This is a genomic window from Marinobacter sp. DUT-1 (assembly GCF_050379415.1).
Classification (GTDB): Bacteria; Pseudomonadota; Gammaproteobacteria; order Pseudomonadales; family Oleiphilaceae; genus Marinobacter.
In genome coordinates, this window is sequence record NZ_JBNRLS010000002.1 from 164097 (window position 1) to 184264 (window position 20168).

Here is a 20168-nt window from a genome sequence, read left to right on the forward strand (position 1 = left end):
TTTTTTTATTTAGAAACAGAACGTTCTGAGCGTGACAACGATAGTGTCCGCTTCAAACAGGGAACTCAGGGAGAGGGTCTGTGCCGCTATATCGCTATCGAGCGATCACTGCCGAGGGGCGCGTCGTAACCGGTGAGTATGCCGGTGATGACGTGGCCTCTGTCCGCCGTTATCTCCTTTCAGCCAATCTTTTCCCCGAGAAAGTTTCCCGTGCCCTGAACCTGCTGCCGCAGCGATCAGGATTACGAACCGGTCGACTCCTCTTCATTCATTCCTTCGAGCTTCTCCTGGCTTCCGGCCTGGATACCGTCGATGCGTTGGCCGTCGCCACGTCGAAGGTAAAGAACAGGGCCTTGAAACAATCCCTGGAAGACGTTGTGGCCTCGGTTCGCAATGGTCGGTCACTGGCGGACGCGTTCAATGATCATGTCAGAGTGTTCGGACATCAATGGATAGCGGCACTCAAGGCGGGTGAAGCGTCCGGCAACCTGAAAGAGTCGGTTCATCTGTATCGTCAGCTGAACGAGAGGCTCGATGAGATTTCCCGCAAGGTATCAGCGGCGATGACCTATCCACTGATACTGGTGGCAATGATCGTGGTCGTTCTTGCGGTCCTGCTGACCGTCGTGGTTCCGAGACTGTCCGAAGGTTATCACTCTCTTGGGGGCGAACTACCGGCGCTGACCCGGTGGGTATTGTTTGCCAGCGAATCATTTCCCTACCTGGCCGGCGGCCTGCTGTTGCTGTTTGTTCTCGGGCGCCAGGCGTTCAAATACACCATGGCCGCGACCACCCGCGCAGGCTATAAGCGAAGGCTGTTGGACAGTATTCCTCTGATGGGCAAGGTGCGCATCGAGTTCCGCACGGTGAATGTCGCCGCAACCTTGTCAATGCTGATGCTCGCAGGCCATTCATTGCATGAGGCCCTGAAACTCATAGCGGTGACGGAGACCGACCCGGACCTTGTTTCGCGGCTCCGCAGTGCAGCCGTGTCTGCTGAGGAAGGCCATGGGGTGGTGTCGTCCCTGCAAGCCAACGACCTGCTGCCGGATACCGCCCTGCAGCTGCTGGAGGCGGGTGAACGCACCGGCGAACTGGGCCGGACCCTGGAACAGGTCTCCCGGTTCTATCTCGGCTCGCTGGATTTGTCAGTCGGTCGGTTTGTCAGCGTTCTCGAGCCCATCCTCATGTTGGTTATCGGACTGGTTATCGGGGTTGTCGTTATCGCCGTTTATCTGCCGATTTTCTCAATGACACAGGTGATTGGATGAGCGCAGACGCAATCACCCGGTCGCTGGTCGCGGCCCTGGTCACAAGAGGGATGCTGTCAGGCCCCACCGATGAATTGTTGTCTGTGGCAGGTGAGCGCGGTGAGGAACTCGTTGCCCGTGGCCTGGTGTCTGATGCCCATCGATTGGAGGCGCTGGCCGCTCTACTGCATCTTGATTATGCGGAAATTCCGGCGGATTTCGCCATTCCCGAACCGTTGATCGAGCTGGTGTCGCCCGAGCGGATTCAGCAGTTCGCCAGTATCCCGCTCGAACTGGATAGCAACGGTACACTGAAACTCGCAGTTGCCTATCCCTACGACCCGGAACTGGAAGACGTTCTCCACAGGCTGACCGGCAAAGGTATCCGGCTCGTGCTGTGCCAGGCCCTGCGAATTCAAGAGGTACTTCGGTTCAACCGGCTGGACAGCCGGATACTGGATTTCGTGTCCAGTCATCTGCAGGAGCACAAGGACCGGACAGAAGAGGGCGGTCTTCACTTTGATCTGGCCGTGGATGCCCGCGATCCTGTGGTTCAGCTGGTCAACCAGGTATTCAAGGACGCGTTACAGCATCGGGCCAGTGATATTCATATTCACTCGGCAGCGTCCGGTGTTGTCATCAAATACCGGGTCGACGGTGTGCTGCTGCCATCAAAAGTCTCGATAGGAGGCCGTCACGTTGATCAGCTGATCTCCCGGGTAAAGGTGATGGCCGGAATGGATATCGCGGAGCGCCAGATACCCCAGGATGGGCGATTCAGCGTCTGTGCCGGGGAGTCAGAGACGGATATGCGGGTTTCGGTTCTGCCCACGGCCATGGGCGAGGATGCGGTCATCCGTCTGTTGGACCGGAGTTCGGTTGTTGAGGATTACAAGGGGTTTGGAGTCGGCGATCTCGGACTGACATCTATCGCCGTCGCCAGCATCGCAAAAGTGATTCGGGAACCCCATGGTCTTTTCCTCGTGACCGGCCCGACAGGAAGCGGGAAGACGACCACGCTGTACGCCGCGCTCAACGATGCCAATGACGGGGCCGGGAAAATCGTCACCATTGAGGATCCAGTCGAGTACCAGCTTCCCGGTATCACCCAGATACCGGTGAACGAAAAGAAAGGCCTGACCTTTGCCACCGGACTGCGTTCGATCCTCCGCAGTGATCCCGACCGGATCATGGTCGGGGAAATTCGTGACGCGCAAACCGCTGACATTGCGGTGCAGGCCGCGCTGACCGGCCACCTGGTGTTCTCTACGGTCCACGCAAACAGCGCCCTGGATGTTATTGGCCGTCTCGAACATATGGGTGTCAACCGCTTCAATCTGCTCGGCTCCCTCAAGTTCATCCTTGCCCAGCGCCTGCTGCGACGAGTCTGTTCCGACTGCTCGAAATCCCGGGCCATCACGGAGGATGAGCGCTATGAGTTCGAGCGTGTGGGCCTGGTACCCCCAGAAAGCCTGAGACAGGCGGACGGCTGTACCCATTGCGCGGGGGCCGGGTACTCGGGACGTTTTCCCATCACAGAGTTCCTGAGGCTGGACCCGGCCTTACGACAACTGTTCATGGACCACGCTTCCCTGCCTGAAATCGAAGCAAAATGTCGGGAACAGGGCCAGCAGTCGCTGCGCTTTACGGCACTGGAAGCCTGCACTGATGGCCGTACCACCCTGGCCGAGGTTCACCGGGTTATCGGACAGGAGTGGTCATTGTGATTTTCGGAACCCGCAGAAAGGTGTTTGTCGGGCTTGGCCGGAAAGAGGTCTGCGTGCACCTCCCCGGTCCAGGCCGCAAGGAAGACATCGACAAAGCTTTTGCCATGGACTCAGGCGATGACGTGCTGTCTCCTGACTCCCTGGCGACGGTTCTCGAGACGGCGGCAGGTTGGATACAGAAAACACTCGGGTCGTCGAAACCTGTCGAGGTGCATTGGGTGATTTCCGACCCCTGGGTACATCAGCGGGTATTCAAGGTGGACAGGCTTCCGGGCGGGAACAAGGCAACGCAGGAACTGGTGCAGTGGCGGTTCGGCCAGGATCTGGGCGGGGCGGGCGCAATGCTCAAGGTTGCCTGGCAGCTTCGCTCGGCGGCAGGGGAGCCTGCGGTTCTTCATGGCATCGGGCTTGAAAACGAGTTGTATGAGGTGCTGTGTCAGCCATGGCTGAAACGTCGGTGGCCGGTTGCCAGCATGGTCACGCTTCTGAACGGGCTCGAAGTGACACAGGACCGGATAACTCTCGATAAGGCGCCGCTGACCGTGGTTCTGACTGACGAATACTGGCTGACCTCGAGACCCGGCGCGTCGGGAGTGCGTTGTCGCTGGTTCGGTGACGACCCGGGCTGCGAGTCATTGTTGAGGGACATTGCCCGGGGAGTCAATGAGGAAGGTCGGGAACGGATCGTCGTTTTTGGCAGTGATACCGCCCCCGATGTGTGCGAACGCATCAAGTCACGGTTTGCTGGCGCCTTGACCGCGGATGGCCTGGTTTTTGTTGACCTGTACCGTGGTCAGGATTCCCGGTGCGAGGGCCTGATCTCCGGCCTCCGGAGTTGGGCAGGGGGCCGCGCATCATGATGGCGATGGACTTCCAGGCCCCGGTTCAACGGCGCTTCCGCTGGCTCCGTGTTGGACTCCTGACTCTGGTTGGTATGGCCGCGCTGTCGCTGGTGGCGGCGCTATTGATCGCGGAAAGGTACCGGGATGGCCTGGCAGAAACCGAGCGGGGTATCGCCGAGATCCGCGCCGACCTGTCGGCGTCGGTGTTGGGGGAGATCGATCTGGAGCAACTGACCCATCAGGCCGGGAAACTCAGGAATGTCGTTGCCCATATTGGAGCGCCCCTGCCGGACGTGTTGAGCTCGGTGGCTGCCGCCATTCCTGCCAATGTCCGGCTCGAACTGCTCGAATACGACGCCCGGGAGGGCGCCGGGACGGTTCGGGCGGTTTCACCGGACCCCCATGCCCTGGCGGATTTTGTCCGCACCCTGGAATCAAGCCCTTCGGTTCGCCGGGCGGTGGTCGCCCGCCAGGAAACCCTGCCCGGGCCGGAAGAGAATTATCGCCATGACATCCACCTGGTCGCGGAGCCCTGAATGGATAACTTGACGCTAAGGGCAGAGTTGGCGCGGCCTGCCTACCTGTGGCTTGCCCTGTTGCTGGTTTTGCTGGTGAGCACCACGGCCATCGTGGTGGCTGTTTCCATCGTTCCCGCCCGGGAGGATTTGCAGGAGGCGAGGGAAAGTTACGCGACGATGTCCGAACACCTGAGGCTCGCCAGCGAGCTCAGTTCGCTTCGCGAGGACGTTAGTTACTGGGCGTCAGTGGTGCCTGGCATGGCCGCGAAGCTTGGCTGGAGAGGGTCCGCATCGGATTTCTCCGGCGCGATCCTCGATGCGGCGACGCTGGCCAATATCCGGCTGGACAAGGAGGTTAACGAAGTGAGGGCCGCAGATACCCACCGGATCTACTCGAAGACCCTGTATTTCAAGGCTGAATACGCGGCTGTCGACCGGTTTATCGCGGAGCTGGCCCGCCTGGATCTGCTGGTCGTGCCCGGCAAGGTTTCACTGGCACCGGCCGGGGAAGGTGATGATCGGCTGGGAGTCACCCTCGCACTGACCGGCTATGCGGAGATAGAACGATGAGTCGACTTTACGTGATCGGTCTTGGAGCGTTTGCCTGGCTGGCAGTGCTGGCATCGTTGGCCGGTGTGGCTACGCCAGGGGTCGCCGGGCACCAACAGTCCGGACACCTCATTGCCCTGGAGGACCTGGTTGTGGGTGGCGTTCCGACAAACGCAGGGCAGAATTCGCCAGTTTTGGAGAGCCGGAATCCGTTCCGGTTTGCACCGACGTTCCTTGAGGACGCCTATAGCCCGATGCCGGAATCACCCTCGGAGCAGCCACTTCTGGCCGGGCTCAACCTGACCCTCGAGGGCGTCCAGCTACGCGGGGGCAAATTCACAGCCTTCGTGAGCTATCAGGGTCAGCGTCGGCCTCTGCGCACCGGTGATCGTATCGGCGACCAGCTGGTGGTCGCACACATAGAGCAGGACCGGATCCAGGTTGTTGGAAATGGCAATGAGGCCCGCTGGATCTATCTCACCCAATGACGATTCGACATGAAACAGATAACGGGGAACACACCAACGTGAGGACACGATTGACGCTGACACTCCTGCTGGGCTTGCTGCTGGCAGGCTGTGCTGCCCAGGTGCACATGGAACCGGAACCGACGGCGTCCGGAGACTGGTTACAGACAGTGATGGATTACCGGGCCAGGGCAGCGGAGCATCCCCGTGACGCGGCTGTCCGTATGGCGCGGGAGAAAGCGGAGTTGGCCGCCGCGGAGTATTACCTGGAGGAGGGTAAAGAACGGATGGCAGCGGGCAACGTTGAAAATGCCATCGTCTCGTACCGCAACGGCCTGGTAGCCCGGCCCGATGACCCACAGCTGCGCCGGTCCCTGTCCGAGGCCATGGGCGCCCGGGAAGCCCGGCATGCCTATGACCAGGCGCTATCGCTGATCGAGATGAACCGGCTGAGCGAGGCCACCAGCCGCCTGGAAGAAGCCCTGGATCTGAACCCTGATTTCAGCCAGGCCCGCCGGAAACTGGAGGAAGTGGCGGCGAAGAAAGACCTCTACCAGCGTTACCGCTCCCAGCTCTCTTCCCGGGAGCGCATCACCCTGAACTTCAACGGTACCGACATCAAGGATGCCTTCCAGTATGTCGCGGAAGCCAACGACCTGAACATCGTGTTCGATAATGAGGTCAAGAGTGTGCCAGTCACCCTGTTTGCCGAAAACGTGACACTCCGGCAGGCCCTGGATCTGATCTTCCGGTCGACGGACACCCAGTACAAACAGATCGGCTCCAACACGCTCCTGATCGCACCGGATACTCCCGAAAAGCGTTCCCAGTACCAGGATCGGCTCCTGCGCACCTTCAGCCTGAACTCCATCAAGGCCGCCGAGATGGCGGAGATCCTCAAGTCCGGTCTGCGGCTGGAGTCTGTGGTCATCAACGAGCGAATGAACACCCTGAGCATTCGCGAGCCGGATGACATCATCGCGCTTGCCGAGAAACTCATCATCGCCAATGACCAGCCCATGGGGGAGGTCATTCTGGATGTGGAAGTGCTCGAACTGGACCGCACCAAATCCGAACAGCTGGGCCTCAACCTGGGCGAGCAGATCACGCTGGCCTATCCGCAATTCGAGACCGGGGACTCCATCCGGGACGACGTGCTGACGAAAGGGGTGGTCACCATCCCGACCATCACCTTCAACTACCTCAAGCGGGACGTGGGCGCGACGATGCTGGCCAGTCCCTCGCTGCGGGTGCTGGACAACCAGCAGGCCAAACTGCACATCGGTGAGCGGGTGCCGTTGCGCTCCTCCACCATCCTGGACGCCACCGGCCAGACCCGCACCACCTTCGAGTACCGGGATGTGGGTATCAAGCTTGAGGTCATGCCGGATATCCACCTCGATGGCTCGGTGGCGGCAAGCATCGGCATCGAGGTCAGCGCCCTGGGCGCCAACCTCGGCACACCGGACGAGCCTGCCATCAGCATCCTCACCCGCCGGGTGGAAACGGGCATGCTGTTGCGTGATGGCGAGACCGCCGTCATTGGCGGGCTGATCCAGGATATGGACAGCAACAACCGCGTCCGCCCCGTGGGCCTGGGCGAACTCGGCACGATTGGCAAACTGTTCAGTAACACCACCGACGAAAAGCGCCGGACCGACGTGATGCTCACCATCACCCCGCGGGTGGTGCGGCCTGCGGCGATGCCACCCCAGGCGGTCCGGTCTTTCTACTCCGGTAACTCCGAGCGCTTCACGTCCGAGCCCATGTTCGACTACATCGGCTCGAAGGCCAACGTCCGCATGCATGGCAAGAGTGCCGAACCGGGCCCGATGGCGCCGGCGGTTGCCGCGGCTGAAGACCTCGCCGAAAAAGCTGACGGTGAGGGCGCACCCGGCCTGGCATTTACCGAAGACAGTTATCAGACCACCTCCGGCAAAACCCTCACCGTCAGCGTACGCGCCGGTGACCTCGGTGCCATTGAGGAACTCCCGCTGGACGTTCTGTTCAATCCCGAGCTGGTGAGTTTCAAGGGCGTCCGCCCGGTGGGCGGCGGAACGCTTACGGCCGCCGCCGAGACCGGCGACAAAGCGGGCATGGTCACCATCAGGCTCTCTGGCCGGCCATCGGGAGCCTCCGGAAGCCTGATCGACATAGAACTGGAAGCCCGTAAGGCCGGCATCTCCTACCTGATGGCCCGCCCTGCAATGCTGGCCACGCCGGAGGGAGAGGCGCAGCCGGTAGACGGATTCAACTCGCGGGTGGTGGTGCGGTAATGCAGCGTTCCGCCGGGCTTTCACTGATCGAGCTGATGGTGTCCGTGATGATCCTGTCGGTTCTGGCGGCAGTGGCCTTGCCCTATGCGGAACGGGAATACATGCGCAAGAAGGAACTGGAATTGCGGGAAAGCCTGAGGACCATGCGTAACGCCATCGATGCCTTTCACAGCGACTGGCTCAAGGGCCGGATTCCGCCCGGCAGCGGCACCGCCAGTGAGGACGGCTACCCGGTTTCCCTGGAGGTGCTGGTGGAGGGCGTCGACAGCGGGACCATGGAAGGCGGCCGGCGGTATTACCTGCGCCGGATTCCCCGCAATCCATTTGCGGACCAGAGCCTGGAGACGACCAGTCACTGGCAGCTGCGCAGTTACCGGGATGAGCCGGATACCCTGGCCTGGGGAGGCGAGGATGTTTACGACGTATGGCCGGCCACCCAGGGCACGGCGCTTGACGGGAGTTGCCGCTGTGACTGGTAACCGATACGCGAGGCGACAGGCCCAGCAAGGCTTCACCCTGATCGAGGTGCTGGTGGTGATCGTGCTGATTTCGATACTGGCGGCGGTTGCCGTGCCGGTGGTGTCCGGCTCCGTTGAAAAGGCCCGGGAAGCCGCGCTGAAGGAAAACCTCCAGGTGATGCGCAAGTCCCTGGACGATTACTTTGCCGACCATGGGCGCTACCCGGCGAGCCTCGAAGCGTTGGTGGATCAGCGATACCTCCGCTTCATCCCGGAGGATCCGGTGCTGGAGGCCCCCGCGCCACAGTGGCAAACCGAACTCACCCGCTACAGCGACGGAGGGCAGGGCATTCACGATGTCCACAGCACCTCCGGGGGAACGGCGAACGATGGCAGCCGCTACGCGGATTGGTGACCGGCGCGCCGAACAGGGCGTGACCTACCCGGTGGTGCTGGGCCTGCTGATGGCCTTTGCCCTGGGCACGTCGGTGTCGGTGCCACTGGCATCGACGGAAATGAAAAGAATGCAGGAGGCGGAACTGCTGTTCCGCGGGATGGCCTACCGGAACGCCATCCATTCCTATTACGAGGCTGTCCCGCAGGCGCCGGAGTATCCGGCCGAACTGGATGACCTGATCAACGACCGGCGGTTTGCACACCGCCGACACATACGCCGGCTCTACGCAGACCCCATAACGGGTGGTGCCTGGGAGCTGATACGCACAGCCGGAGGCCGGATTGCCGGTGTCCGCAGCCGGAGCGGGAGGAAGCCCCTGAAAACGGGCAACTTCCCCTCAGGCCTGGAAGAATTTGCCGCGGCAACGCGGTACCAGGACTGGTGGTTTGTCTTCACCACGGACAACCCCTGATAAAAACTCGAAGAACGTAGTCTCGGGAGAAATAACATGGAATTCTGGCGCCAGAACCGCCGTACGTTTGCGTTTGTTGCCCTGTTTTCGTTGCTGGCCCCCCAGCTTGCGCAGGCGGCAACCATTACCATGGACTCGGTGCGAAGCTCCCCCAAGGGCTGGTCGCTACAGTCGGCGGCCGCCTTGCCCCCGGAAATCCAGGCGGTCGAATCGGCCACCCTGGAACAGGCCTTTGACCGGGACACGGCCACGGAATACACCGCCTACGACGACCAGAGTTTCGATATCACCCTCGAAGGCGAACGGGATGTAACGGCGATCCGGGTCTTTGGTGCCGCACCCTACACCCTGACCGTCCAGGAAAAGGCAAACACCGGCTGGCGGGACATCCAGGGTCTGAAAGGGCTGGACCTGACCAGCCTGCCGCCCACCTGGAACAGTTTCAGCACCAACAATGCGGCCAGGACCGAACAGGTGCGCGTGGTGCTGGAAATGGCGGATTCCCCCGCCACCGGACTACGGGAACTGGAAATCTGGTCCAACGGTGAACACCTGCCCGTCGAAACCGGCGAACAGCTGAGCACCCTGCTGGAAGAACAGGACCTGCCAGACCAGGCGGTCATGGCCCGGGCCACCCCTGCGCACGGCGAAATCGGACGCCGCTCGGAAACCAATCCCGACGACCCGACAGACAACACCTTCACTGCCCAACTCCCGATGCCCGCGAGCCAGATCAAGTACGCGTGGCTTGCCTACGAACTGAATGGCCTGTCGCACTGGGCGGAAGCGATCCGCGTTATCAACGACCAGCCGGCACTGGGTGGTGTGGTCGTCGAAGGCAGTGACAGCTGGAACGCGCAGCTGGAACGCATCAGCCCGACCTGGCTGAAACAGGGTGCTAACCGCATCCGCTTCACCGCCCCCTCCGACAAGGATTTCCTCTACCAGGTGCGTAATGTGCGCCTGGTGGTGGAGATGGACAACGGCGCCAACTTCGTCAGCTACGTCAGCGCCAGTGCCACCGACGATAACGCCACCATCGATAGCCTCTACGATGGCCAGACCGACAGCGGCATGGTGGTGTACAGCGGCACCGGCGTTGGCACCTCCACCAATACCTCGAGTAACGAGACCGCTCTGCCGCCAGGCCTGATCGATAATCCCGGCAACGGCCTGCACCTGGGCTGGGTGAAAGGCAAGGCCGCCTGGAAACAGGCACTGGCAAGCCAGACCACCATGGCCGCTGGCTCCGTGGTCGAACTGGGCTTCGATCGCGAAGTGGAACTGGAAACCGTCGGGTTTTATCTGCGGGGCAGTCTTGCGGGTAAGATCGGTGTTCAGCTCTACGTGAACGGCGGCTGGCAGGAAACCGGCGCACCGGACGTCTCGGCACGCTCCCTGAAGGGCGGCTGGAACGAGATCCCCGTTGCCAGCGGCAACCGTGTGCGTGGCGCCCGGTTGGTGTTCACCGGCGGTGAGGGCAGCGCCGGGGAAGTGCGGGAACTCACCGTGCGCGGCTCCGGTATCGGTGGTGCCTGGCTGCCGCCCGAGGTGGTCGTCACCTACCCGGATGCCGGCCAGTATTACGGCCGAGAAGCCTACATCCGCGGCTTCCTGCAGGGGTTGGAGAACGAGAGCGGTGAGGCGGAGCTTTTCATTGCCGGTCGCCCCCTGAATCACGTCAATGGCGAATTCCAGACTCTGATCAGCAAGGACGACATCGGCCTGGAAGAACAGCCGGACGATACCGCCTGGACCGTCCAGCTGGAAGCTGTCTATCCCGATGGCGAGCGCAGCTCCGTCATCGTTCCCCTGTACGTCAACAAGGGCGCCCTGCCGGAAGAAGGCGCCGTCAATGACGACAACGTCGATATGCCCCCGGTTACCAGCGTCCCGGTGACACCGGAGGAAGGCAACACCGGTGGTACCGGCGGCGCGGTGATAGACGTTGGCCCCGGAGCGGTCTACACGGACCTCGATATCAATATGATGCCGCTGCGTGGCATTGACCTGGCCACCATGGACTCCTGGATGACCAACGTCACCGGGCCGGACAATGGCTATCGCTTCCTGCCTCACGGCAAGCATTTCAAGAAGAAGGTGGAAGTCCGCATCAAGTACAACCCGAGCCTGCTGCCGCCGGGCTTCAGCGAGGACGACATCCGCACCTTCTATTTCGATGAGAACGCCGGCCAGTGGAAAGAACTGGAGCGCAAGTCCATCGACAAGGGCAAGAAGGAAGTGGTGGCGCTGACCGACCACTTCACCGACATGATCAACGCGGTGATCCAGATCCCGGATTCACCGCAGAACACCCAGTTCAACCCGACCCAGATCAAAGACATCAAGGCCGCCGACCCCGGCGCGAAGGTCAACCTGATTGAGCCACCCCAGGCCAACAACATGGGCGATGCGCGCCTGAGCTACCCGATCGAAGTGCCACCGGGTCGCCAGGGCATGCAGCCACAGCTGGCGGTGCAGTACAGCTCCGGTGGCGGCCACAGCTGGCTGGGCCACGGCTGGGACCTGAGCACCCAGGCGATCACCATTGATACCCGATGGGGCGTGCCGCGTTACGACGCAGAGAAGGAAACCGAAACCTATCTCCTGAACGGCAGTCAGCTGACACCGATGGCCCACGTGGGCGAGCCGGAAGCGCGCTCTGCTGAAAAGGTATTCCACACCCGGGTCGAAGGCGGTTTCCAGAAGATAATCCGCCACGGTGACAATCCCACCAACTATTGGTGGGAAGTAATCGACAAGTCCGGAACCCACTATTTCTACGGCGGCGACGATACCCGCAATGGGCCACAGGCTGATGACACCCTGCGTACAGCCTCCGGAAACATCGGGCACTGGGCGCTTCGGCTCGTGCGCGACAGCAATGGCAATGAAATCCGCTACTACAACACCCGGGTGACTGATTCCGGTCTGGGTGACGGCAAGGGTGGCGTTGCTGGCTATCAGATCTATACCGATCGTATCGAATACACCGGTTACAAGGGCCAGAAAGGTGCCTATGCAGTCAGCTTTACCCGGGATCGGGAGCAAGGCGGTTTCAACAGCTCAACCGATCGCCGCCAGGATGTGAACATCGATGCGCGCCTGGGCTTTAAACGCGTCACTGCAGATCTGCTCAAACGCATCGACATTACCTACAAAGGCCAGCCGGTCCGCAGCTATACCTTCGAGTACGAGCAAGGCGCCTTCGCCCGCACCTTACTGAGCAAGATGAACCAACTGGACAGTAAGGGCGAGTTCTTCAATGCCCACAGCTTCAGTTACTACAAGGACATCCTGAATTCCGACGGCAATTACCAGCCGCTGGCGGGCGAGGACCAATGGGCTAACACCGATGATCACATCGAGGCAGGTCTGTCCCTGGATCGGAACGGTTTTGAGGACGGTGCCAGTGCCACCAGTGGTATTGCGTCAAAATCAAAAGGGGACAGTAGCGCCGTAACCGCCGGCCCGAACGACGGTAACCTTGCTTGCAAAAGCAGCACCATCGGTGACACCCGGAACTCCACCAAATCCAGCAGCAAGGGGTTGCTGGCGCTGGCGGACATCAACGGGGACGGGCTGCCCGACAAGATCTTTGTCAGAGACGGCAGGATGCAGTTCCGCCCAGGTACCCCTGGCGGCGGCTTCAGCGGTCAAACCGTTCCGGTGGTCGGTGCTACCCGTTTCTATGAAGACACGGCCACTTCCAGTGCCAATGGGCAGCAGGCGGTGCTCGGTTGCAGCGGTGTTTCCGCCTCCTACAGCTCGGTGACGACCAATACCTACACCAGCTCCCGCACTTACTTTACCGATGCCAACGGCGATGGCCTGATCGATATCGCCATGAACGGCACCATCTATTTCAACCGACTGGATGATGGTAAACCGACCTTCCTGACCCATTCCGGAGACACGCCAAACCCGATTGAGGCGGGCGCCGATATTGATAGCGACGGCCTGGTGACCTTCGACCCACAGGAATACGAGCAACGTATTGACGACAACCCGCTTCATGACACCGTGCGTGTGTGGGAAGCCCCATACGATGGTCATATCGCCATCAGCGGGCCGGTGGCGCTGGTTGAGGACAAATCAACGGATCGTCGGAACTATGAGGATGCAGATGGTGTCACCGTGCACATCGAGCACGGGGGCAGGGCACTCTGGTCTGCCACCCTCGCAGCCAACGATTACACCCCCAGAACTCCCGAGGGTGTGTCGCGCATTCCGGTTACCCGTGGGGATCTGGTGTTCTTCCGGGTGCAGTCCGTGTTCGATGGCCTGTACGACCAGGTGAGCTGGGCGCCGGAGATCCGTTACCTGGATGTTCCCGCCGTCAGCGACGCCAATAACAAGCCCCTCTATACCTATCATGGTGACGGTGATTTCCTTGCCGTCGCCTATCCCGGCCAGACCGTCAATGCGCCCATCGCCGGCACCGTGCGCGTGGATGCGCCACTACACAAACAGGCAACCAGCGACAACGTCACCGTAACCGTTACCCTGGAAGACGAGGTGATCTGGCAACGGGAACTGGCAGCCGGGACGGAAGGTACGTTTAATCCGGATACGGTGGTGGAGGTCTCGGAAGGAGACACGCTTTCCTTCCGGATGGAAGCCAGCACCCGCATAGACTGGCAAGCCCTCGACTGGAAGCCCGCGCTGATCTATACCGCGGCTGAAGACAGCAACGTGAATGTCACCGACGGTGACGGCAATCCGCAGATCGTCATTCCCGGGATACCCTCGGCATCCCTGTACTCCGCTACCGTAACCCCGGTGACGGCGCCACTGACCATCCCGGAAGAGGTGCAGGTCCCTCTGAGCAATATCGGGGAGCGTACAGAACCGATGCCGGACGACGGCACCGTGGAAGCGGTGGTCACCCCCACAGCCACCTTTGACGCCAATGAGGGCGAGGTGGTGTTCACCGTCAAGCGCGATGGGGCGCTGGTCCACAAGGAAATGCTGGTGGTCTACGACGGCCAGCTGCTGCGCCCGGAAGACGTGCCGGAAGAAGACGAGAACAGACCGGACCCGTATCTGCCGACGCCGGAAGTGCGCTTCCCGGTGGTTCCGGGGGAAACCTACTGGCTTGAATACCACACGCCGGACACAAAGCTGGCGCAACGCGTCGAGTCCTCCGGGAGCGGGGTTTATTACCACAACACCGGTAACGGTACCTGGAGCACGTCGGTGTCTGAATCGGTCACCAGCGGATTCTATACCGTGCGGCAGGATTTCCGTTTCGGGCCGATGTTCCGCCAGTGGGGCCAGTTTGTCTGGAATGGCAACCGTGGCGCTGCTGAAAAGCCGATTGATGAAGCGAAGCTGGTGCTCGATCCCAACCTTGGGAATGACCGTTCCACGGACGGGTTTGAAGATATCAGTAACTCCGATCAGCTTGAATCCGAGTTCGATGCCAACGGTTACGATTCGACGTCTGCCGATCTGGTTCTGATGTTCCCGGGTATTGGCGGCAATACCTGGGAAGGCTACGACGCTGAGAGTTACATCCAGCCAGGACTGATGAGCAGCTCCCGCTATGGCCTGGACAACCCGGGCGATCCGGACCCGGTGGCAGGTGCCGGCGCCCGTGCGATTATCAAACTGACGCACAGTTACAACAAGAGCCGGACCCTCGGTGGCTCGGCCATGGGAGTCAGCGGCGGTGCCGGGGAGACCAACGGCGAATCCCGCACCCTGGTGGATTTCCTGGATATGAACGGCGACCGGTACCCGGACATCGTTGGTCCGTCACGGATCCAGTACACGTTGGCTAACGGTGGACTGGAAGCCGCTCCCATCAGTCTCGAGGAACTCGACGGGTTACCCCGTGTAAACAAAACCGAGGCGACCTCCTTCAACGCTGGGGGCTCGGTTGGCAGCTCCGAACCCCAGAAAGAACGAACCTTCGGGGGAATGACGATTATTTATGCCAACTCGCCCCCCTCGGTGGGTATCACCGGCAACCTTGGCAACAGCGAGGACCAGGAACAGCTCGGCTGGACCGATATCAATGGTGATGGCCTGCCGGACCGCATCTATAGCAACGGCACAGTGGCCCTGAACCTCGGCTATGATTTTGCGCCCGCCGAAAACTGGGGTGCCGTCAACCGCAAAGGTGAGAGCGAGAGCGCGGGCCTGAGCCTGGGCTTTAACTTCGGTGTCATGAGTATTGCCGGCGGGCTCTCTCTGTCCCGATCTGAAACCTCGCCTCAACAACAGTTATTTGACGTAAATGGCGACGGCTTGCCGGATGTTGTCGATTCGGCTGGCAGTGGTCCCATCAAAGTTGCCATCAACGCCGGCAGCGGTTTCCTGGCGCCCATGCTGTGGCAGGGAGCCCATGTAACCAACCAGACTGCGTCGGTTACCGAGGGTGGCAACGTCGCGGCCACCTTCTGCACGCCCTTCCCGCCATTTGCTCCGGTGTTCAAGGCCTGTGTTAACAAGGGTCGCAGCAAGTCCAAAGGCATCAGCCGCGAGGAACATTCCCTCAACGACATCAACGGCGACGGCTACCCGGATTTCCTGACCTCCGGCAATGACGGTGACCTGCGGGTGAAGCTCAACACCCACGGCCGTACCAACCTGCTCAAGTCTGTCCAGCGCCCACTGGGTGCCAGCTTCGAGCTGGACTACGAGCGGACCGGCAACACCTACGACATGCCCCAAAGCCGCTGGGTGCTGAACAAGGTGACCGTGCACGACGGCTTTGAAGGCGATGGTGTAGACAGTCTGCTGAAGACCTTCAGCTATGCCAACGGCTATTACGACCGCCGGGAGCGGGACTTCTTCGGTTTCGAGACCGTGAACGTAGCAGAGCGTGACGCCGGTAAACCGGAACAGCCAGTCAGCCGCAGCATGACGCAAACCTACCTGAACGGCAGCGTGTACGAGCGCGGCTTGCTGGTCAACAGCAAGATGACCGACGGCCAGGGCAACCCCTGGACCGAATCCACCAAGGCCTACCGGTTCGCCGACATTCACAGTGGACAGACAGTACCACTGGAGGCACTGCCGTCGGTGACCGCGGCCACCATCTTCCCCCAGGTCACAGAAGAAACCACTCGCTTCTACGAAGGCCAGCGAACACCGGGTAAATCCACCCGCGTCCGCTACCTGGAATACGACGACGTAGGCAACGTCACCCACCTGATCGACGAGGCCGACAGCGGCACCGAAGACGATGTGGAAGCCGTCATCAGCTACTTCCGGGATGAATCCGCCTGGATCATGGGGTCGCCGGAGTCCATCCGGGTGACCGGCGCTGGCGGCCTGCTCCGTGAACGGTTCTCCGACATCGAGCCGGGCACGGGCAATGTGAAAGCCATCCGACAGACGGTGGAAGAGGGCGAAGCCCGTTACGACTTTGCCTACGACCAGTACGGCAACCTGACCAAGGTGACCGGCCCGCAGAACTATCGCGGCCAGCGTTACGGCCTGGACTACTTCTACGACCCCGATGTCCACACCTATGTGGAGCGGATGAAAGACAGCTTTGGCTATGTTTCCTCCGCGGACTACGACCGGTACTGGGGCGAGGCGAAGGAAACCGTCAGCATCAACGGCCAGCGAATTATCACGACCTACGACTCCGTAGGCCGCGTGAAAACCATCACCGGACCGTATGAGCAAAAAGAAAACCAGGCAGTTACTACTGGGCCAGATGAGGATGAAAACCGTAAGGTGACCATCCGGTTCAAATATGAACCCCAGGTCGCACTCGGGCAGATCAACCTGAACCAGACCCTCAACCGGGCCCTGACCCAGCACTACGATCCGGAACACCCGAACGATCCGATCGAGACCGTGCTGTTCACTGACGGCCTCAAGCGGGTGCTGCAGACCAAGAAAGACAGCCAGATCGGCACCGGCGTGGACGATCCACAGGCGGTCATGGTGGCCTCCGGCCGGATCCTCTTCGACCACCTGGGCCGCAGCGTCGAGCAGTATTACCCGGTCACCGAACCGGTGGGCAGCGCCCTGCGCTTCAATGCGACGTTCGACCCGATCCCGCCGACCGTCACCGAATACGACGTGCAGGACCGGCCGCTGACGGTCACCCAGCCGGACGGCGCCACCACCGAATTCGACTACGGCTTCGGCACCGACCGGGACGGCCGGCAGCAGTTCCGCACCACCGTCACCGACGCCAACGGCGTGCGCAAGGACAGCTTCCGCGACGTGCGCCAGCTGATTACCGCCGTGAAGGAATACAACCAGGGCGGCAACGAAATCCTCTGGACCAGCTATCGCTACGATCCGCTCAAGCAGATCACCGACGTGTTCGACGCCCAGAACAATCACACCAGCGCCGGCTACGACCTGCTGGGCCGGCGCACCCTGCTGGCCAACCCGGACACCGGCAAGGTGGTGATGGACTTTGACCTGGCGGGCAACCTGATCCACAAGGAAACCCCGAACCTACGGGCGCTGGGTGAGACCATCACCTACCGCTACGACTACAACCGCCTGAGTGCGATTGAGTACCCGCAGTACCCGGACACCAACGTCAGCTACGAATACGGCGCCCCCAACGCACCGCACAACGGGGCCAACCGGATCATCCGGGTCACCGACCAGGGCGGCTGGGAAACCCGCCAGTACGGTCCCCTGGGCGAACTCACCCAGAGCACCCGCTACCTGCAATGGAGCGCCGGTCCCGGCGAGCAGTACACCACCCAATACACCTACGACACCTGGAACCGCCTGCAGCAGCTGGTGTACCCGGATGGCGAGGTGCTGACCTACGACTACGACGTCGGTGGCCAGATGCACGCCGTCCAGGGCCGCAAAGGCAGTTACGACTACCCCTACGTACAGCGCCTGGACTACGACAAGTTCGGCCAGCGCACCTACGTGCTGCACGGCAACAACACCGTCAGCCGGTACAGTTACGATCCGTACAACCGCCGCCTGAGCCACCTCACCGTGGGCAAGGGCGACGGCAACCCGTTCATGGACCTGTCCTACGGCTACGACGAGGTGGGCAACATCACCGACCTGGCCAACCGGGCCAGCAACAACAGCCCGGCCCAGATGGGTGGTGCCACCAATTACACGTACACCTACGACGACCTGTACCGCCTCACGGACAGCAGCGGCACCTTCGACGCGCCCCCGGGCAAGCAGCACCGCTTCACCCTGAGCATGGGCTACGACACCATCCACAACATCACCCGCAAGACCCAGGTGGATGTGCTCAGACAGCCCTCGGGCCAGGAAGTCACCCAGAAGAAAACCACCTACGACTGGACCTACCGCTACGACGGCAACCAGCCGCACGCCCCGACCCATCTGGGTGACCGCACGTTCACCTACGACGCCAACGGCAACCAACTGGGCTGGAGCCACGACCAGAACGGCACCCGTAGAAGCATCACCTGGGACGACGAAAACCGCATAAGAGAAATCCGGGACAACGGCCACCGGCTGACCTACACCTACGACGCGTCCGGCCAGCGCCTCACCAAGCGCGGCCCGCAGGGGGAGACCGGCTACATCAACCAGTGGTTCACCCTGCGTAACGGCGAAGTGGGCACCAAGCACATCTACGCCGGCACTACCCGCGTCGTCTCCAAACTGGTGAAGCAGGACAAGCCCAATTCCAAGCGGAAAGGGCGGATCGTGTACGAGAAAGACCAGTACACCTACCACCCGGACCATTTGGGCACCAGCGCCTACATCACCCACACCAACGGGCAGGTGTACCAGCACCTGGAGTATTTCCCGTTCGGGGAGACCTGGGTGGAGGAGCACTCGAACAAGCAGCGGACGCCGTACCTGTTCACGGCCAAGGAACTGGATGAGGAATCGCAGCTGTATTACTTTGGGGCGCGGTATTACGATCCGCGGACGAGTGTTTGGCAGAGTTCGGATCCAATTTTTAATCAGTACCTGAACGGTCAGATTAACGGTGGTGTATTTAATCCACGGAACTTGGGTTTATACAGCTATACGTTTAATAATCCGATGATTTTTGTCGATCCAGATGGTCGAGCTGGCGAATACGTCGCGTTTAGAGCTGTCTGGAGTGTTGCGGTGGTGGATTTGTTTACACCGGATGCTAGCGATGCTGCAGCTCCTGTAAAGGCGGCAGGCTATAGTGGCGCGCTGATTGGGACAGCGATCGGAGGCACGGTAAGCCTCGGTCTAAATTGGATGATGAATCAGGGAAGTAAAGGTGGGGCGCAGGGCAGTAGCGATGCGAGCTCAGAAGGTGCTGTAGAAAGTGAAAATTCAGGTCCCGCTACAGGGAATACCGATCTCGATGAAGTCCTATCTGGTGCGACTCCAAAAGACGGTGGGAAGAAAGGGTACAGCCTACCCGGAACTCAAGATGAGTTAATTGGTAATCTCGGGGACATTGATGGTGCAGAGCAAATCGACCGTCCTGACGGCGGCACTACTACCGTTTTGCCTGATGGAACTAAGGTCGACACATACCCGGGCCGGAGCTCTACTGGCAAACCAGGTTGGTCTGTAACCAAGCCTGGCGCGACAAAGCCCAGGATTAAGGGGGATACAGAGCTATGACAAAGTTCTATTTTGAGAATAGTGATGAATTTTACAGTTCCTTTGCTTGGAAGTCTGAGCGACAGGTCTTGAAGGATAACCACTCATACCTTCTGTCTGTTGATGAGGCAAATGATCTTAATGTAGAGGTCTTTTTTTCCAGAGGTCAGAATGACGCGAAGCCAATCCTTAATCAGGATTATAGTTTTTTTGCTATTCCCCATGAATTAGACGACTTGTTTTTTCTAGATTCAATTGATGGAGATTGTTTATCCACAGTATTGGCGCTGGCTAATAAATATTTGACTGGAACAAAATATATTGCTTCGACTGATCCTAGAAAATGTTGTGTGGTCGAGACTCAGGAATTAAATGAAGACGTTGTTTGGAGTTTGTTTTCTGGGCATCTAAATACACCTTTTCTAATTTTTGATATAAACAGATTGGTCTTTATCTTGATCGACTTCGATCTTCCGTTGCAGATTTTTGGCTCTAAATTAAATCGGATTTCCATTGATGAAATTGATTTTTGGAGAGAATATGTACGTAAGAATTGGCAGGCGGTCGTAGCTCAGTATAGTCACTATGAAATGCTTGACAGTATCATTAGAAATTATTATTCATTTATTTTTGGTGGTAGGTCAGGGTGATATTCTAAAAACATAATCTCTAACCGGAGGGGTGAAAA

12 protein-coding genes are annotated in these 20168 nt (G+C 60.1%); all 12 read left to right on the plus strand.

Translation table 11 applies throughout. The features are described from left to right. Positions 1-80 precede the first annotated feature (80 nt). The 12 genes from ACQUTG_RS06380 to ACQUTG_RS06435 are packed head-to-tail and all read left to right on the plus strand — an operon-like array spanning position 81 to position 20130. Entirely contained in the window at positions 81-1271 is a 1191-nt protein-coding gene (locus ACQUTG_RS06380; protein ID WP_428918608.1) for a type II secretion system F family protein, read from the plus strand. After that, the gene (locus ACQUTG_RS06385) at positions 1268-2977 is read left to right on the plus strand and encodes a GspE/PulE family protein (RefSeq protein ID WP_428918609.1); all 1710 of its coding nucleotides are present in this window, start codon (positions 1268-1270) and stop codon (positions 2975-2977) included. The genes ACQUTG_RS06380 and ACQUTG_RS06385 overlap by 4 nt, the downstream gene beginning before the upstream one ends. After that, positions 2974-3837 (plus strand): hypothetical protein, encoded by an 864-nt coding sequence (locus tag ACQUTG_RS06390; RefSeq protein WP_428918610.1) that lies wholly within the window; start codon positions 2974-2976, stop codon positions 3835-3837. The genes ACQUTG_RS06385 and ACQUTG_RS06390 overlap by 4 nt, the downstream gene beginning before the upstream one ends. Beyond that, entirely contained in the window at positions 3834-4355 is a 522-nt protein-coding gene (locus tag ACQUTG_RS06395; protein WP_428918611.1) for a hypothetical protein, read from the plus strand. Before ACQUTG_RS06390 ends, ACQUTG_RS06395 begins: the two co-directional genes overlap by 4 nt. Further along, a complete protein-coding gene (locus ACQUTG_RS06400) occupies positions 4356-4907 on the plus strand; it encodes a hypothetical protein (protein ID WP_428918612.1) in 552 nt (183 codons plus the stop codon). It abuts the gene before it with no gap. After that, positions 4904-5374, plus strand: coding sequence for a hypothetical protein (locus ACQUTG_RS06405; RefSeq protein ID WP_428918613.1), 471 nt, complete (start codon positions 4904-4906; stop codon positions 5372-5374). Before ACQUTG_RS06400 ends, ACQUTG_RS06405 begins: the two co-directional genes overlap by 4 nt. After that, positions 5371-7629 carry a secretin N-terminal domain-containing protein gene (locus tag ACQUTG_RS06410; RefSeq protein WP_428918614.1) on the plus strand — a complete coding sequence of 753 codons (2259 nt, stop codon included), beginning with the start codon at positions 5371-5373 and terminating at the stop codon, positions 7627-7629. Before ACQUTG_RS06405 ends, ACQUTG_RS06410 begins: the two co-directional genes overlap by 4 nt. Then, positions 7629-8108 carry a prepilin-type N-terminal cleavage/methylation domain-containing protein gene (locus tag ACQUTG_RS06415; RefSeq protein ID WP_428918615.1) on the plus strand — a complete coding sequence of 160 codons (480 nt, stop codon included), beginning with the start codon at positions 7629-7631 and terminating at the stop codon, positions 8106-8108. Before ACQUTG_RS06410 ends, ACQUTG_RS06415 begins: the two co-directional genes overlap by 1 nt. Beyond that, a complete protein-coding gene (locus ACQUTG_RS06420; protein WP_428918616.1) occupies positions 8098-8502 on the plus strand; it encodes a type II secretion system protein in 405 nt (134 codons plus the stop codon). The genes ACQUTG_RS06415 and ACQUTG_RS06420 overlap by 11 nt, the downstream gene beginning before the upstream one ends. Then, the gene (locus ACQUTG_RS06425) at positions 8477-8956 is read left to right on the plus strand and encodes a type II secretion system protein (RefSeq protein WP_428918617.1); all 480 of its coding nucleotides are present in this window, start codon (positions 8477-8479) and stop codon (positions 8954-8956) included. The genes ACQUTG_RS06420 and ACQUTG_RS06425 overlap by 26 nt, the downstream gene beginning before the upstream one ends. 36 nt (positions 8957-8992) lie before the next feature. After that, positions 8993-19501, plus strand: a complete 10509-nt coding sequence (locus ACQUTG_RS06430; protein WP_428918618.1) for a SpvB/TcaC N-terminal domain-containing protein — start codon at positions 8993-8995, stop codon at positions 19499-19501. After that, entirely contained in the window at positions 19498-20130 is a 633-nt protein-coding gene (locus ACQUTG_RS06435) for a hypothetical protein (protein ID WP_428918619.1), read from the plus strand. Before ACQUTG_RS06430 ends, ACQUTG_RS06435 begins: the two co-directional genes overlap by 4 nt. Positions 20131-20168: the final 38 nt, after the last annotated feature.

Excerpts from the sequence above, each read along its gene's own strand:
- ACQUTG_RS06385 (WP_428918609.1), top strand. The coding sequence starts at position 1,268 with ATGAGCGCAGACGCAATCACCCGGTCGCTGGTCGCGGCCCTGGTCACA.
- ACQUTG_RS06415 (WP_428918615.1), top strand. The coding sequence starts at position 7,629 with ATGCAGCGTTCCGCCGGGCTTTCACTGATCGAGCTGATGGTGTCCGTG.
- ACQUTG_RS06435 (WP_428918619.1), top strand. The coding sequence starts at position 19,498 with ATGACAAAGTTCTATTTTGAGAATAGTGATGAATTTTACAGTTCCTTT.
- ACQUTG_RS06400 (WP_428918612.1), top strand. The coding sequence starts at position 4,356 with ATGGATAACTTGACGCTAAGGGCAGAGTTGGCGCGGCCTGCCTACCTG.
- ACQUTG_RS06395 (WP_428918611.1), top strand. The coding sequence starts at position 3,834 with ATGATGGCGATGGACTTCCAGGCCCCGGTTCAACGGCGCTTCCGCTGG.
- ACQUTG_RS06405 (WP_428918613.1), top strand. The coding sequence starts at position 4,904 with ATGAGTCGACTTTACGTGATCGGTCTTGGAGCGTTTGCCTGGCTGGCA.
- ACQUTG_RS06425 (WP_428918617.1), top strand. The coding sequence starts at position 8,477 with ATGGCAGCCGCTACGCGGATTGGTGACCGGCGCGCCGAACAGGGCGTG.
- ACQUTG_RS06430 (WP_428918618.1), top strand. The coding sequence starts at position 8,993 with ATGGAATTCTGGCGCCAGAACCGCCGTACGTTTGCGTTTGTTGCCCTG.
- ACQUTG_RS06410 (WP_428918614.1), top strand. The coding sequence starts at position 5,371 with ATGACGATTCGACATGAAACAGATAACGGGGAACACACCAACGTGAGG.